The following is a 12964-nucleotide window of genomic DNA, read 5'->3' as shown; positions in this document are numbered from 1 at the left end:
TCTCCTGCATTTTTTTATCTTTGCAAATTACAACGTTCTTAAATGAAAAACATACGAAATTTTTGCATAATCGCTCATATTGACCACGGTAAAAGTACTTTGGCAGACCGTCTTTTGGAGTATACCAACACAGTTACTCAAAGAGAACTACAGTCTCAGACCCTGGATGATATGGATTTGGAGAAAGAACGTGGGATTACCATCAAGTCTCACGCAATCCAGATGGATTATGAGTATAAAGGAGAAAAATATATCTTAAATCTTATTGATACCCCGGGACACGTAGACTTTTCTTACGAGGTTTCCCGTTCTATCGCTGCCTGTGAAGGTGCGCTGCTTATTGTAGATGCGGCACAGAGTATCCAGGCACAGACTATCAGTAACCTTTACCTGGCATTAGAAAATGATCTGGAAATTATTCCAATTCTTAATAAAATAGACCTTCCGTCAGCAAACCCTGAAGAAGTTACCGATGAAATTATGGGACTTTTAGGCTGTAAATATGAAGATGTCCTTAGGGTTTCCGGAAAAACAGGAGAAGGAGTTCATGATTTGCTTGAGCAGATTGTCAATAGAATTCCACCTCCGGTTGGCGATCCGAAAGCTCCATTACAGGCATTGATTTTTGACTCTGTTTATAACCCATTCAGAGGAATTGAAGCGTATTTCAAAGTGGTAAACGGAAGTATTTCTAAAAGCGAGAAAATTAAATTTTTCGCGACAGGAAAAGAGTATGGTGCTGATGAAGTAGGAACTTTAAAGCTAAAGCAGGTTCCGAAAAAAACAATTGAATGTGGTGATGTAGGTTACATTATTTCCGGGATTAAAGATGCCAGAGAAGTGAAAGTAGGGGATACCATTACCTCTTTTGTGAATCCTGCCGCTGCCGCGATTGATGGTTTTGAAGAAGTAAAGCCAATGGTTTTTGCCGGAATTTATCCTATTGAATCCGAAGATTTTGAAGAATTAAGATTCTCATTGGAAAAATTAAGACTGAATGACGCCTCTCTGGTTTTCGAACCGGAAAGTTCAGCAGCGCTTGGTTTCGGTTTCCGTTGCGGATTCCTGGGAATGCTTCACATGGAAATCGTACAGGAACGTCTTGAAAGAGAATTTGATATGAACGTAATTACTACGGTTCCCAACGTTTCATATCACGGGTTCTCTAAAAAAGATCCTGAAACTGCAATTCTAATCAACAATCCATCTGAAATGATTGATCCCAATCTTTTAGATAGAGTGGAAGAACCCTATATAAAAGCTTCTATTATTACTAAATCCGATTTCGTAGGAGCTGTAATGACACTTTGTATTGAAAAGAGAGGAGAGATTGTCAACCAGAGTTATTTAACGGCAGACAGAGTAGAATTAACATTTAATATGCCTTTGGCAGAAGTTGTTTTCGACTTTTATGACCGTCTGAAATCTATTTCCAAGGGATATGCTTCATTCGATTATTCTCCAATCGGTATGCGTTCTTCTAAATTGGTTAAAATGGATATTCTGATCAATGGGGATATGGTAGATGCCCTTTCTTCACTGATCCACGATAGTAACGCTTATTATATCGGTAAAAAGATGTGTGAAAAGCTTCGTGAGCTGATTCCTAGACAGCAGTTTGACATTGCGGTTCAGGCAGCATTGGGAGCGAAAGTTATTGCCAGGGAAACCATCAAGGCTTTAAGAAAAGACGTTACCGCAAAATGTTACGGAGGAGATATCTCCAGAAAACGTAAGCTTCTTGAAAAACAGAAAGAAGGTAAGAAGAAAATGAAACAGATTGGTAGAGTAGAGGTACCGCAATCAGCATTTATGGCTGTACTAAAACTAAACGATTAATATAAAAAGACCGGTAATTTTACCGGTCTTTTATTTTTCAGAAAGTTCGCTGTTTCTCAGTCAGATTGGCCTGTATTACCAAAGCTCCGAGGCCGAGAATTACTTCAGCGATTCCTAAAGTTCGTATAAGGTTAATTCCGCATACAATACATTCAGGTTCCGGGAAAGGCTTTTTCCCCACAACAATGATCAAAACTCCTCCTATGATAATAATGACCACGATAAAGGCTCTTAATAATGTTTTCATGATGGTATAAATTTTTATTTTCTATACCAAAGTTGAGCATATCTGTCATGAAATTTATAAGGAAAATCACTGTTTCACTGCGGGGATTTCACTTGTTTTATTTCTTCTTAGTGAATTTTATTTCCATGGTTTTATATTCTTTCCCTGTCTTAGAATCAGGACCATACATTTCCATGGTGTGATTGTTGGCATCCGTAAATGTGTAAACCTCTCTGAATTCACAATCTTTTCCGGGTCTTGCCGGATCAGTCATCTTACCTTTAAGTTCAATAGACTTTTTAGAGGGATTCCAGTCTCCTTCTGCATGCATAATACCTGTTCCCATATTATCGATCCAGGTGCTTACAAACTTTTTCTTAGCGTTATCGTAGCCCATAATGCTCATACCTTCAAACGGCATTCCCATAAAGCTTCCTTTGAAGGTACTGTGCTGATATCTGCCATCGAAGATCATTTTATTGGTACATTCAGATTGGCTGGTGACAGGTTGCGCACCATTTTCCATCCAGCTTGTTGTCGCTCCGGTCCAGTTTCCGTCATATAATGCTAATGTTTTGTGCATTTCACCTGGGGTGGCATATTCCATCCAGGCTTTGGTTGCGGTAGCAGAATCTACATGCTTCCATGTTGTGGAATCTGTTTTTGTTACATCTTTTTCTGTTTTGGACTTGCTTTTTTCACAAGCAGTAAAAAATAAAGCAATTGAGAATAGCAGCATTAGATTTTTCATAATTAGTTAATTTTAAGTGGGTTATTGAAAAATAAAGTTAGTAAATTTTATTATGTACCCAATTTCTTTTTTGCTCTCATTTTATAACCTTATCTTTGTGTATTCATAACGCAAACTAGATTATGGCATCTCCAAAAAAAATTCAGGATATTAAAGTGGCAGTCGATACTGTTATTTTCGGATACTTTGATAAGCAGGATCTTCAAATTCTTTTAATCAAAAGGAAGATTGACCCTTTTAAAGGAGGCTGGGCGCTTCCCGGAGGCCTTGTTCTGGATGATGAAAATCTGGATGAAGCAGTGAAAAGAGAACTTCACGAAGAAGCGGGCATAAAACCCGATTTTCTGGAGCAGCTCTATACTTTTGGTAACGTAGGCCGGGATCCGCGGAATAGAGTAGTTTCTGTGGCTTATTTAGGCCTTGTCAACCCATCCTATCATGAACTGTTTGCAGATTCTGATGCGGAAGACGCCCAATGGTTCAGTGTAAATAAGCTTCCGTCGCTTGCCTTCGACCATAAATCCATTATTTATATTGCGTTAAACAGACTTCGTACCAAGCTTCAGTACCAGCCTATCGGCTTTAATCTCCTGAATGAAGAATTTCCTTTTTCTGACCTTGAAAATCTTTACAGAACTATTGTTGGGCGTGAGATAGACCGCAGAAATTTTCGCAAAAAGATCATGAGCTATGGTCTGCTTAACGAAACCAATAATGTTAAAAAAGAAGGTAGCGGCAGGCCGGGAAAACTTTTTACATTCAACAAAGAGAAGTATGAAGAGCTTGAAAAAGAAGGATTCTATTTCGAAATTAAATAATCTTTACTTCAGACGAATCAAGTTCGAATTTACATAAAAAACTTATCATTTACCATTTTAAATCATTAAACTGAAATTTTAGTTTATTTTAGCTCGTGATATTCGTGAAAACATTAGTGCCATTTGTGTTTAAAATACTTAATTTTAAATATTGATAATCAATAGGTTAAATATTTAGCGTTAAAATAACACAAATAAATTTTGTTCATAGAATTATATTGTTTTACATTTGTGTAATAATAACACAATCATTAAACACAAAATATATCATGGAAAGGATAGAACTTCACCCGAAAAAAGGGTATATCCTAATCCGGGAACATGGGAAAAAGAATTTAAAAGCAGAAGTCCATGTGCAGTGGGATCCGGAAAGGAAGATTAAAGGAAATAAACTGACGTACCATTTTATTCAGGTTGGAATCAGCCGGTACCTGATTGAAGAATTTAATAATGAATGGATCGTTAAAATAGAAGATTATACGCCTTTGGTAAAAAAGATCTTAAACCTTACAAAGTTGGGATAATATGATAAGGCAAAAAAGCTGTTACCCATTGAAAAATTGTATCCCTTGCCGGCTGAGCTTGCTCTTATAATAGGGTCAAGTATTTAAAAAAACAAACAAAAGAAATGAAAACAATAAGTCTTTACAGACCGGTAGGAGAAAAAGAAATGATCCTGATTGTAGAAAGCGGATATAAAAAATTTCCTCCAAGACTGGAATGGCAGCCTATATTTTACCCTGTACTAGATGAAAGCTATGCTTCAGAAATTGCTGAAAAATGGAATACAAGGGATGAAGCTGGAAATTATCTCGGATTTGTTACAAAATTCGAGGTTCCGGAAGAAATCATGAATCAATATCCAGCTCAAAATGTGGGTGCGAGAAACCATAATGAATTGTGGGTTCCGGCGGAAGAGCTGGAAAGCTTTAATAATGCGATTTTTGGGGATATTAAGGTGATTAAAGTATTCATAGGAGACGAGTTTACAAAAGAGACAAGTCCTGAATTGGAAAGCCTTATATTAAAGATTAAAAAATTACCATGACAAATAAAGAGATGGCAAAAGATACCTTAGGGGATCTTGGCTAAAAAATATTATATAAACGAAGACAACGAAAAAATAACAATAGAAAAAGAACTGGAAGCTTGTAAAAAAGAAACCATTTTGTTTTCATCAGAAGAACTTGCTGAAATGGCAAAAAGTGAACTTCCGGAAGTCGATTTTGAAACAACATTCGAAGTCTGGAATTGCAGTTCCTTGAAAGCAATATTAAAATTAGCGGATGAAGAAAATCAGGAAAAATTAATGTGTCTGAATTTTGCGTCAGCCAAAAATCCAGGCGGTGGATTTATCAACGGTGCTGAAGCGCAGGAAGAAAGTCTGGCCAGAACATCAGCATTGTATGAAACTCAGCTTCAGGCGGAAGATTATTATAAGATTCACAGAGCAATGGAGTCTTGTTTTTATACCGACATGATGATTTACGGTCCTAAAGTTCCTGTTTTCAGAAAAGATAAAGGAGAATTATTACCGAAACCTGTTTTGTGTAATTTTATTACTTCTCCTGCGGTCAATGCCGGAGTGGTAAAGCGGCAGGAACCGGAAAGAGCAGATGAGATATGTGATGCCATGGATATTAGAATGGATAAAATGCTTGCTTTGGCCCTGAATCATGCAAATGAAACCCTAATTTTAGGTGCCTGGGGATGTGGAGTCTTCAGAAATGATCCGAAAGAAATTGTAGAATTGTTTAAAAAGCATCTGCACGGAAAGTATAAAAATAAATTTAAAAGAGTAGTTTTTGCAGTCTTGACTAAAAATGAAGAGATGCTGAAGTTGTTTGAAGCAATATGATGAAACCACATTTAGAACTGTATAAAAAGATTTTATAATAATGGAGAAATTTAATTTCAGATTTGTAAATGATTCTAAAAATCAAAATGTAGGATTAACAATTGAAGAAATTGATATGCTCAAAGATAATGTGGGTGTGAGATTTCCAAAAGCTTACATTGATTATCTTCTGAAAGCCGGGAAAAATTCAAATGTGTTCAATGTTGAAACAAACAGCAATGAATTTCAGAGAATTCAAAAAGGATTAAGGGCAGAATTAGATGCTCTTAATCTATTACAAAATGAAGAAATCTTATGTATCAAGAAAGAACTTGGAACGTATTATTTTTTTAATCTTTCTGAAAACAATCAGAAGCCCACACTATATATTTTTGATGAGGATGGCGTAGAGGTGTATTGGGGTGCTTTTCAAAAAACAATAATAAAAGCGGAAGGGGGAAATTTTATAACCTTCATTAATAGACAGGCGGAAAGAATATATGGAACAACGGTAAAACAATATCTTAAAAATATTCCATTATACATCATTGCAATACCAATATCTATTATCTTTCTAATGATAGCTGGGACTGTAATAGTAATAAAAAAATTTAGAGTAAAAATTAACAAACAATGAAAAAACTAACCATATTAAGCGGTGCGGGAATCAGCGCCGAAAGCGGAATAAAAACATTCAGAGACGGAGATGGTCTCTGGGAAAGTCATAATATAACAGATGTGGCAAGTCCGGAAGGATGGAGGAAAGACAGGGAGTTGGTTCTGGAATTTTACAACCAGAGAAGAAGACGGCTTCATGAAGTTGAACCTAATGAGGCTCATCGATTGGTCGCAGAACTTGAAAAACATTTTGATGTTCAGATCATTACCCAAAATATAGACGACCTGCATGAAAGAGCCGGATCAACCAATATTCTTCATATTCACGGAGAATTGTTCAAATCTTGCTCTTGTAATAATAAAAATTTGATCTACGAACAGAAAGGAGATATACGAATTGGCGACAAAGCAGAAGATGGAGCTCAGTTAAGACCTTTTATCGTGTGGTTTGGGGAGGATGTTCCTTTGTACAAGACTGCGCAGGAAAAGGTAAAAGAGGCCGATATTTTGGTCGTTATAGGAACCTCTCTGCAGGTGTATCCGGCAGCCGGACTGATCCATGACATCAAAGACGACTGTCTGCTGGTGGTTATCAATCCTAACGAAACAGGATTCGGATATGGACAAAGAGCCGTAGTGATGAAAGAATCCGCAACAAGAGGTATGCAGCTGCTATTTGATAAACTGGTAAACCTTGCCTGATGGAAAATATGGTAAAAGCCGGAATTTTTGGAGTGTGCATTGGGGATGCGCTGGGGGTTCCGGTTGAATTTAAGAAAAGAGAGGATTTAAAAAGATTTCCCGTTACGGGTTATCTGGAATTTATGTCATGGAACCAGCCCAAAGGAACATGGAGTGATGACAGTTCGTTAACTCTTTGTCTTGCAGAAGAGCTCACGAAAGGCTATGATTTAGAAAAAATTGGACAAAGCTTTGTAAAATGGAACAAATATGGACACTGGACAGCTCACGGAAGACTTTTTGATATTGGTGGAACCACAAGACACTCCATTGCACGATTGATCAAAGGAGAAAGCGCAAGGTTTTCAGGAAATATTTTTGAGGAAGATAATGGGAATGGTTCTTTGATGAGAATTCTTCCCTTAGCTTTTTATCTTAAAGATGAAGAAAATATCGAAAAACTATATCAAACGGTAAAAGAGGTTTCCGCCATTACCCATGGGCATTTCCGTTCTGTTTTTGCATGTTTCATTTATGTTATTTTAGCCATTGAGCTAATCAAAGGAAAGAAAAGGAAAGAAGCTTATATGCATATGCAGAAGGTGGCCTTGGAATATTCAGAAATTCAAGGTTTTAACCCTAAAGAGATAGGACTTTTTTATAGAGTTTTAAAAAATGATATTTCAACCTATCCGGAAGAAGAGATCAAAAGTGGCGGCTATGTCCTCCACAGTTTAGAAGCCTCGCTTTGGTGTTTTCTCAACTCTGAAACTTATTCCGAAGCTGTATTAAAAGCAGTGAACCTGGGAGAAGATACCGATACAACCGGAGCCATCACAGGAGGAATTGCAGGCATTTACTACGGATTTGAAAATATTCCGGAAGAATGGGTTTCCGAACTTGTAAGAAAAGGAGATATTGAAGTTTTATGTGAAAAGCTTCAGAAAAAATTAATGAATTAAAGACAAAAATCATGAACGAAATACAAAGCAAAAGAATAAGCAAATTTCTAAGCCTTATTCTGAGGCATCAGCCCGAGACCATTCAGCTGACACTGGATGAAAACGGATGGGCAGATGTTGATGAACTCATTACAAAATCTGCAAAAGGCAGAATGCATTTCAGTTTTGAAGAGCTGGAAGAAGTGGTGGAAACCAATAATAAAAAACGGTTTGCTTTTAATGAAGATAAAACCAGGATCAGAGCCAGCCAGGGACATTCCATTGATATAGACCTGGCCCTGAAACCGGCACAGCCACCCGATTTTCTGTATCACGGAACAGCAGAAACCAATATTTCTTCTATTCTGGCAAAAGGAATTGATAAAAGGAGCCGCCAACATGTTCATTTAAGCTCAGACAAGGAAACAGCTGCAAAAGTGGGAATGCGCCATGGAAAACCTGTGATTCTGACTATAAGAACAAATACAATGCATGAAGACGGAATAGCGTTTTATCTTTCGGCAAACGGAGTGTGGCTGACAGATTTTGTGGATGCCAAATATATTTCAAAGTAAAGATGAGCAGAACATTAGTAATAGGTGATATCCACGGAGGGTTTAAAGCACTGAAGCAGGTTTTTGAAAGAGCAGAGGTTACAGTTGAAGATCAACTCATTTTTCTGGGCGACTATGTTGACGGCTGGGGCGAATCTTCTCAGGTTATCCGGTTTCTGATGGAGCTTTCCGAAAAGCAGGAGTGCATCTTCATTAAAGGAAATCACGATGCCTGGTGTGAGGATTGGATGTCCACCGGAGAAAGACAGGATGTATGGTTATTCAACGGAGGAAAAAGCACTGTAGAAAGCTATAATGACTACTCATTGGAAGATCTGGCTTTACATCTGGAATTCTTTCAAAAGATGAAAAACTATCATGTAGATGATAAAAACCGGCTGTTTATTCATGCAGGCTATTCCTCTATGCATGGACCTGAAAAGGAAGTTTATTCCAGCAATTACCGTTGGGACAGGACCTTATGGGAAACAGCAGTCGCAATGGACACGAAATTAGCGAAAAATTCAGAACTCTATCCGAAAAGGCTGCTTTTGTACAGTGAGATATTTATAGGACACACGCCAACGTTAGATATAGGAGTTAGTCACCCTATCAACAAGGCCAACGTCTGGAATATAGATACCGGCGCTGCTTTCACGGGTTCCTTGTCAATAATGGATATTGACACCAAAGAATTCTGGCAGAGCGACCCTCTTCCGTCTTTATATCCTGACGAAAAAGGAAGGAATACTGACAGCATTAAGAAGTAAATCTGATAAGAATGCATCCCAGATTTTTACCACCTTCAACCTTATAGGTTTTTAAAAATCTATAAAGCTTTCTACTCACAATTGGAACATATTTCTATTTTTCTCTTCCGCACCCAAATCATATTAAGTAATTTTGAAGCTCAAAAACTGCTTCAATGAAACTGAAATATCTCCTGATTTTCCTGACTACCTCTTTGTTTTTCGCCCAAAATTCATTTCAAACCCCTTTTGAAAGAGGAAATAAAAACCAAACGGTTACTTATGATGAAATGAATAGCTATTATCAGAACCTGGCTAAAAGCTTCAATTCCGTCCAATACCTTAAAAAAGGAGAGGACGATAATGGAAGGCCCATTTATGTGGTGATTTACAATCCCTTTTCCGAAAAAGATGTTGAAAAACTCAGAAAAGACAAAGCCATTATCTTTGTGAACAACGGAATTCACCCGGGCGAACCGGACGGAATAGATGCCACAATGATGCTTATAAGGGATCTCGCAACCGGGAAAATAAAAGCACCACAGAATTTTATTATAGCAGCTATTTCTGCCTATAACGTCAGTGGAATGCTGAACAGAGGCTCCCACTCCAGAGCTAATCAGAACGGTCCCGAGCAGTATGGTTTCAGAGGAAATGCGAGGAACTATGACCTGAACAGGGATTTCATCAAAGCAGATTCAAAAAATGCCAGAAGCTTCCAGGAAATTTACCAATGGCTACAGCCTGATGTTTTTATTGATAACCATGTTAGCAATGGAGCTGATTATCAGTATACTTTCACCTATATTTCAACCTTCAAGGAACGTTTGGGAAACACATTGGGAAATTACTTTTACAATGATTATCAGGCCAAAAACCTTGAGGATATGAAGAAACTGGGCTATGAAAGCACTCCTTATGTCAATATTCACGGGGATATCCCGGATGAAGGATTTGCTGCTTTTGAAGACTCTCCGAGATATTCTACAGGCTACACATCGCTATTTAATTCGCTTGGAACGGTTCCTGAAACGCATATGCTGAAGCCTTATGATAAAAGGGTGGATGCGACATACAAATATATGCTCGTGAATCTTCAGAATTTAGACAAGAATTACAGGAAAATAAAACAGCTTCGTCTTGATAATTTGAAGCAGTACAAACCCGGAATGCAGTACGGAATCCGTTGGAAAATAGATTCAACCAGATTTTCTACAATGGATTTTAAAGGTTATGAGGGAAGCTATAAACCAAGCGATATTTCCGGGAAACCGAGACTGTTTTACGATAGGAATAAACCTTTTACGAAGAAGATCAAGCTATTCATGACAGCACTTCCTACTGGATATATCACCATTCCCAAATACTATGTGGTTCCACAATCCCAATACCGCGTGATCGAAGAGCTGAAAAGAAATAAGATCCTTATGACCGCTCTTAAAAAAGACAGCACGGCAATGGTTGAGTCTTATAAAATTAAAGATTTTAAAACGGTTAAAAATCCATACGAAGGACATTACCTTCATTATGATACCAGTGTGGAAACGGCAAAAAGAGCACTGAATTTTTCAGCTGGGGATTATTTAATTCCAACAGACCAGCCTGGTGTAAAATATATCATTGAAACACTTGAACCTGAGGCTTTAGACTCATTTTTCAATTGGAATTTCTTTGATGGAATCCTGGCGCAGAAAGAATATTATTCCGCCTATATTTTTGAAGATACCGCTTCAGAATTACTAAAGTCAGATAAAAAGCTGAAAGATGCTTTTGAAGCTAAAAAATCATCCGATAAAAAATTTGCAGAAGACGGATCTGTCCAACTCGACTGGATCTACAGAAATTCTCCTTACTTCGAAGAAAAAACATTCAGACAATATCCCATTTATAAAATCTTATAGATTGGTTTAATTTGATTTAAAACATTGATTATCAGTATTTAATTTACAGGTTTTTCACGCTTGCATAAAAGGTGTTTTTCCTGATAACTTTAGTACATATTCGGACGAAATTTGCTTTATAAAACCAATAAAAACTATAGTTATGGCAACTAAAAAGCATTTTTTCGTTTCACTGGAAGGAGTAGATCTTTCGGATGAACAGTTGAAAAACATTGACAGAGGAATTCAGAATGTAGTGCTTTCCGAACTTTCAAAGATTGATAATACACAGGCTTTTGGAGCTCACAGAGATTTCAAAGGACTGCTGAGACCCATGAAAATAAAAGATTGGTTTCCTTGGGGAATCATTATTTTCAAGCCGGGAATTGATATTCAGAGCCAGATGAAAAGCATCCAGTCTCAAATAAAAAGCTATGGAGGCTAATTCCAATACTTCAAAAAAGATGTGCCCCAGTTATCTTGGAAAAGTTGGGGCACAGCTTTTCGGAGTGGTCAGCAAAGACGGGAAGGTTCAGTTTATCACTCCTCTCACCGTTACAGAAGATTTTCTGAAGCAGAATGAAGATAAAACCAATCTTGAGCAGAGATTCCGTTTTACCGGTAAATGTGTCGAAAAAGGCTGCGCACAATGGGACAAAGAAGAATCTAAATGCTCTCTATCCCGGAAAGTTCAGAATTTGGATTTTCAGAAAGAAACAGAGCTTGGCTATTGTCCGATCCGCTCTAGGTGCAGATGGTTTTCCCAGGATGGAAAAGAAGCCTGCTTTTCCTGCAATGAAGTGACAAGAAATATGGAAGAGCTCCTTGTAAATAGGCAGCAATAAAAAAGACGCTTCAAACTGAAACGTCTTTTTGTTTTATTTCGGTAAGCCTCTCTTTAAAGCAATTTCTGCTCGTTTAACAGCTACTTTTTCTTTCCAGTCCATGTATTTCTTTTTGAAGTTGGACTTCATAATATCGTCAAATTTACGCTGTACGGTAAGGTTCCATAAAGAATGAGCCTTTACTGCCCAGGATTTATCCCATGCTCTCAAAGAGATAGAAAAACTTCCGTCCAGGTATTTCATCCAGTGCCACCACCCGGTAGGCATGAAAAGCGTATCACCGTGCTCAAGGAAGCACTCAATTCCCTCTACACCGTCCAGGGCGGGATATTTATCGAAATCAGGGTTGTCGATATCATAATCTTCCAGTGCATAGGTTGCATAAGGAAGTCTGTACAGTCTTTCTTTCCACTTATATTCAAACAGCTTCACATGTTTTCTCCCGTTAAAATGAGTATGGAAAATATGCGCCATATCAATATCAAAATGAAGAAAGGTTACAGAGCCTTTACCACCAAAAAACATAGACGGATATTTATCAAGGAAACCTCCCATCAGTGCTTTAGGAGAAATATAGTCTTCCAGTAATTTTTTAGCATGTTTTATGGGATCAAAAAAGAAGATTCTCAGATCAGTAGGCTCTTTTTGGATGAGGTCTATATAATCTGCAAACTTCATTTTTGTAGTGGGCGTATTGATGGGAGCTGCAGGGTCAGCTTTCTTGGAATCATAAAGAGGAACCTCCACATCACCTACTGCTTCTTTTACATAATCCATAGTCCACTTCTGGTAAGCAGGCCAGTTTCTTGCCATATTTTTAATGACAACGGGCCTTCTGGGCTTTAGATATTTTTCCGTAAACTCTTCCTGAGTAATATCATCTACAACATCTATAGGCTTTAAAATAATTCCCATTCTATAAATTTTATGTTACAAAATTATTAAATAAATATATATGAATCAGTGTTTAAGTATTTTTTAATCTATGATTCAAATCATTTTTAACTATTTAGACTAAATAAAAAATTTGAAATACAATTCTTCTCTAGGTTCTGCAGGGATTTTCCTTTATTGTCAGAGCTTTTTTTATTGAAAAATGTTAGATCTTGATAGAATGATCAATGATTTAAATTCAGGCATATAAACATATTTTGACGATTTTACATACCAAACATATTTTAGAAATCGAATTTACATATTTCCCAAATAGTTTATTAAAAATTGA

General features: G+C 37.3%; 16 protein-coding genes. 13 read left to right on the top strand and 3 right to left on the bottom strand.

Annotated features, from left to right (window positions below):
• Nucleotides 1–42: 42 nt before the first annotated feature.
• A complete protein-coding gene (gene lepA / locus ACMGDK_RS14085) occupies nt 43–1839 on the top strand; it encodes a translation elongation factor 4 (RefSeq protein ID WP_436808541.1) in 1797 nt (598 codons plus the stop codon).
• A 37-nt stretch (nt 1840–1876) separates the two neighbouring features.
• Here lepA and ACMGDK_RS14080 read toward each other — a convergent pair whose 3' ends face one another.
• Nucleotides 1877–2086 carry a hypothetical protein gene (locus ACMGDK_RS14080; RefSeq protein ID WP_436808540.1) on the bottom strand — a complete coding sequence of 70 codons (210 nt, stop codon included), beginning with the start codon at nt 2084–2086 and terminating at the stop codon, nt 1877–1879.
• Between the two features lie 97 nt (nt 2087–2183).
• On the bottom strand, nt 2184–2816 hold the full coding sequence (locus ACMGDK_RS14075) for a DUF1579 domain-containing protein (protein WP_436808539.1): 633 nt from the start codon (nt 2814–2816) through the stop codon (nt 2184–2186).
• A gap of 140 nt (nt 2817–2956) precedes the next feature.
• Between ACMGDK_RS14075 and ACMGDK_RS14070 the strand changes: the two genes are divergently transcribed.
• From ACMGDK_RS14070 to ACMGDK_RS14015, 12 genes are all read left to right on the top strand, one after another.
• Complete coding sequence (locus ACMGDK_RS14070) at nt 2957–3634, top strand: NUDIX hydrolase (protein WP_436808670.1); 678 nt, start codon at nt 2957–2959, stop codon at nt 3632–3634.
• Between the two features lie 269 nt (nt 3635–3903).
• Nucleotides 3904–4158: a DUF4291 family protein gene (locus tag ACMGDK_RS14065; protein ID WP_436808538.1), complete on the top strand. Its 255-nt coding sequence runs from the start codon at nt 3904–3906 to the stop codon at nt 4156–4158.
• A gap of 104 nt (nt 4159–4262) precedes the next feature.
• Nucleotides 4263–4682 (top strand): ADP-ribosylation/crystallin J1, encoded by a 420-nt coding sequence (locus tag ACMGDK_RS14060; RefSeq protein WP_436808537.1) that lies wholly within the window; start codon nt 4263–4265, stop codon nt 4680–4682.
• Nucleotides 4683–4718: 36 nt separating this feature from the next.
• The gene (locus tag ACMGDK_RS14055) at nt 4719–5492 is read left to right on the top strand and encodes a TIGR02452 family protein (protein WP_436808536.1); all 774 of its coding nucleotides are present in this window, start codon (nt 4719–4721) and stop codon (nt 5490–5492) included.
• A gap of 40 nt (nt 5493–5532) precedes the next feature.
• Nucleotides 5533–6108: an SMI1/KNR4 family protein gene (locus tag ACMGDK_RS14050; RefSeq protein ID WP_436808535.1), complete on the top strand. Its 576-nt coding sequence runs from the start codon at nt 5533–5535 to the stop codon at nt 6106–6108.
• The gene (locus ACMGDK_RS14045; RefSeq protein ID WP_436808534.1) at nt 6105–6791 is read left to right on the top strand and encodes a Sir2 family NAD-dependent protein deacetylase; all 687 of its coding nucleotides are present in this window, start codon (nt 6105–6107) and stop codon (nt 6789–6791) included. Before ACMGDK_RS14050 ends, ACMGDK_RS14045 begins: the two co-directional genes overlap by 4 nt.
• On the top strand, nt 6791–7732 hold the full coding sequence (locus ACMGDK_RS14040; protein ID WP_436808533.1) for an ADP-ribosylglycohydrolase family protein: 942 nt from the start codon (nt 6791–6793) through the stop codon (nt 7730–7732). The genes ACMGDK_RS14045 and ACMGDK_RS14040 overlap by 1 nt, the downstream gene beginning before the upstream one ends.
• Nucleotides 7733–7743: 11 nt before the next feature.
• Entirely contained in the window at nt 7744–8286 is a 543-nt protein-coding gene (locus ACMGDK_RS14035) for an RNA 2'-phosphotransferase (RefSeq protein WP_436808532.1), read from the top strand.
• 2 nt (nt 8287–8288) lie between these two features.
• Nucleotides 8289–9035: a metallophosphoesterase family protein gene (locus ACMGDK_RS14030; protein ID WP_436808531.1), complete on the top strand. Its 747-nt coding sequence runs from the start codon at nt 8289–8291 to the stop codon at nt 9033–9035.
• Between the two features lie 155 nt (nt 9036–9190).
• Nucleotides 9191–10915: a M14 family metallopeptidase gene (locus tag ACMGDK_RS14025; protein ID WP_436808530.1), complete on the top strand. Its 1725-nt coding sequence runs from the start codon at nt 9191–9193 to the stop codon at nt 10913–10915.
• 142 nt (nt 10916–11057) lie between these two features.
• Entirely contained in the window at nt 11058–11339 is a 282-nt protein-coding gene (locus ACMGDK_RS14020; protein WP_436808529.1) for a hypothetical protein, read from the top strand.
• Complete coding sequence (locus tag ACMGDK_RS14015; protein ID WP_436808528.1) at nt 11329–11739, top strand: hypothetical protein; 411 nt, start codon at nt 11329–11331, stop codon at nt 11737–11739. Before ACMGDK_RS14020 ends, ACMGDK_RS14015 begins: the two co-directional genes overlap by 11 nt.
• A 33-nt stretch (nt 11740–11772) precedes the next feature.
• Here the strand turns inward: ACMGDK_RS14015 and ACMGDK_RS14010 are convergent, their stop codons facing one another.
• Nucleotides 11773–12654 (bottom strand): cupin-like domain-containing protein, encoded by an 882-nt coding sequence (locus ACMGDK_RS14010; RefSeq protein WP_436808527.1) that lies wholly within the window; start codon nt 12652–12654, stop codon nt 11773–11775.
• Between the last annotated feature and the right edge of the window lie 310 nt (nt 12655–12964).

Source organism: Chryseobacterium hilariae (assembly GCF_051400735.1).
Classification (GTDB): domain Bacteria; phylum Bacteroidota; class Bacteroidia; order Flavobacteriales; family Weeksellaceae; genus Chryseobacterium.
This window is presented reverse-complemented; position numbering and strand designations above follow the sequence as displayed.

Bases quoted from the DNA above. Each gene is read 5' to 3' on its own strand.
- ACMGDK_RS14010 (WP_436808527.1), bottom strand. From the start codon at position 12,654: ATGGGAATTATTTTAAAGCCTATAGATGTTGTAGATGATATTACTCAG.
- ACMGDK_RS14040 (WP_436808533.1), top strand. From the start codon at position 6,791: ATGGAAAATATGGTAAAAGCCGGAATTTTTGGAGTGTGCATTGGGGAT.
- ACMGDK_RS14025 (WP_436808530.1), top strand. From the start codon at position 9,191: ATGAAACTGAAATATCTCCTGATTTTCCTGACTACCTCTTTGTTTTTC.
- ACMGDK_RS14015 (WP_436808528.1), top strand. From the start codon at position 11,329: ATGGAGGCTAATTCCAATACTTCAAAAAAGATGTGCCCCAGTTATCTT.
- lepA (WP_436808541.1), top strand. From the start codon at position 43: ATGAAAAACATACGAAATTTTTGCATAATCGCTCATATTGACCACGGT.
- ACMGDK_RS14035 (WP_436808532.1), top strand. From the start codon at position 7,744: ATGAACGAAATACAAAGCAAAAGAATAAGCAAATTTCTAAGCCTTATT.
- ACMGDK_RS14065 (WP_436808538.1), top strand. From the start codon at position 3,904: ATGGAAAGGATAGAACTTCACCCGAAAAAAGGGTATATCCTAATCCGG.
- ACMGDK_RS14060 (WP_436808537.1), top strand. From the start codon at position 4,263: ATGAAAACAATAAGTCTTTACAGACCGGTAGGAGAAAAAGAAATGATC.
- ACMGDK_RS14030 (WP_436808531.1), top strand. From the start codon at position 8,289: ATGAGCAGAACATTAGTAATAGGTGATATCCACGGAGGGTTTAAAGCA.
- ACMGDK_RS14020 (WP_436808529.1), top strand. From the start codon at position 11,058: ATGGCAACTAAAAAGCATTTTTTCGTTTCACTGGAAGGAGTAGATCTT.
- ACMGDK_RS14045 (WP_436808534.1), top strand. From the start codon at position 6,105: ATGAAAAAACTAACCATATTAAGCGGTGCGGGAATCAGCGCCGAAAGC.
- ACMGDK_RS14050 (WP_436808535.1), top strand. From the start codon at position 5,533: ATGGAGAAATTTAATTTCAGATTTGTAAATGATTCTAAAAATCAAAAT.
- ACMGDK_RS14075 (WP_436808539.1), bottom strand. From the start codon at position 2,816: ATGAAAAATCTAATGCTGCTATTCTCAATTGCTTTATTTTTTACTGCT.
- ACMGDK_RS14080 (WP_436808540.1), bottom strand. From the start codon at position 2,086: ATGAAAACATTATTAAGAGCCTTTATCGTGGTCATTATTATCATAGGA.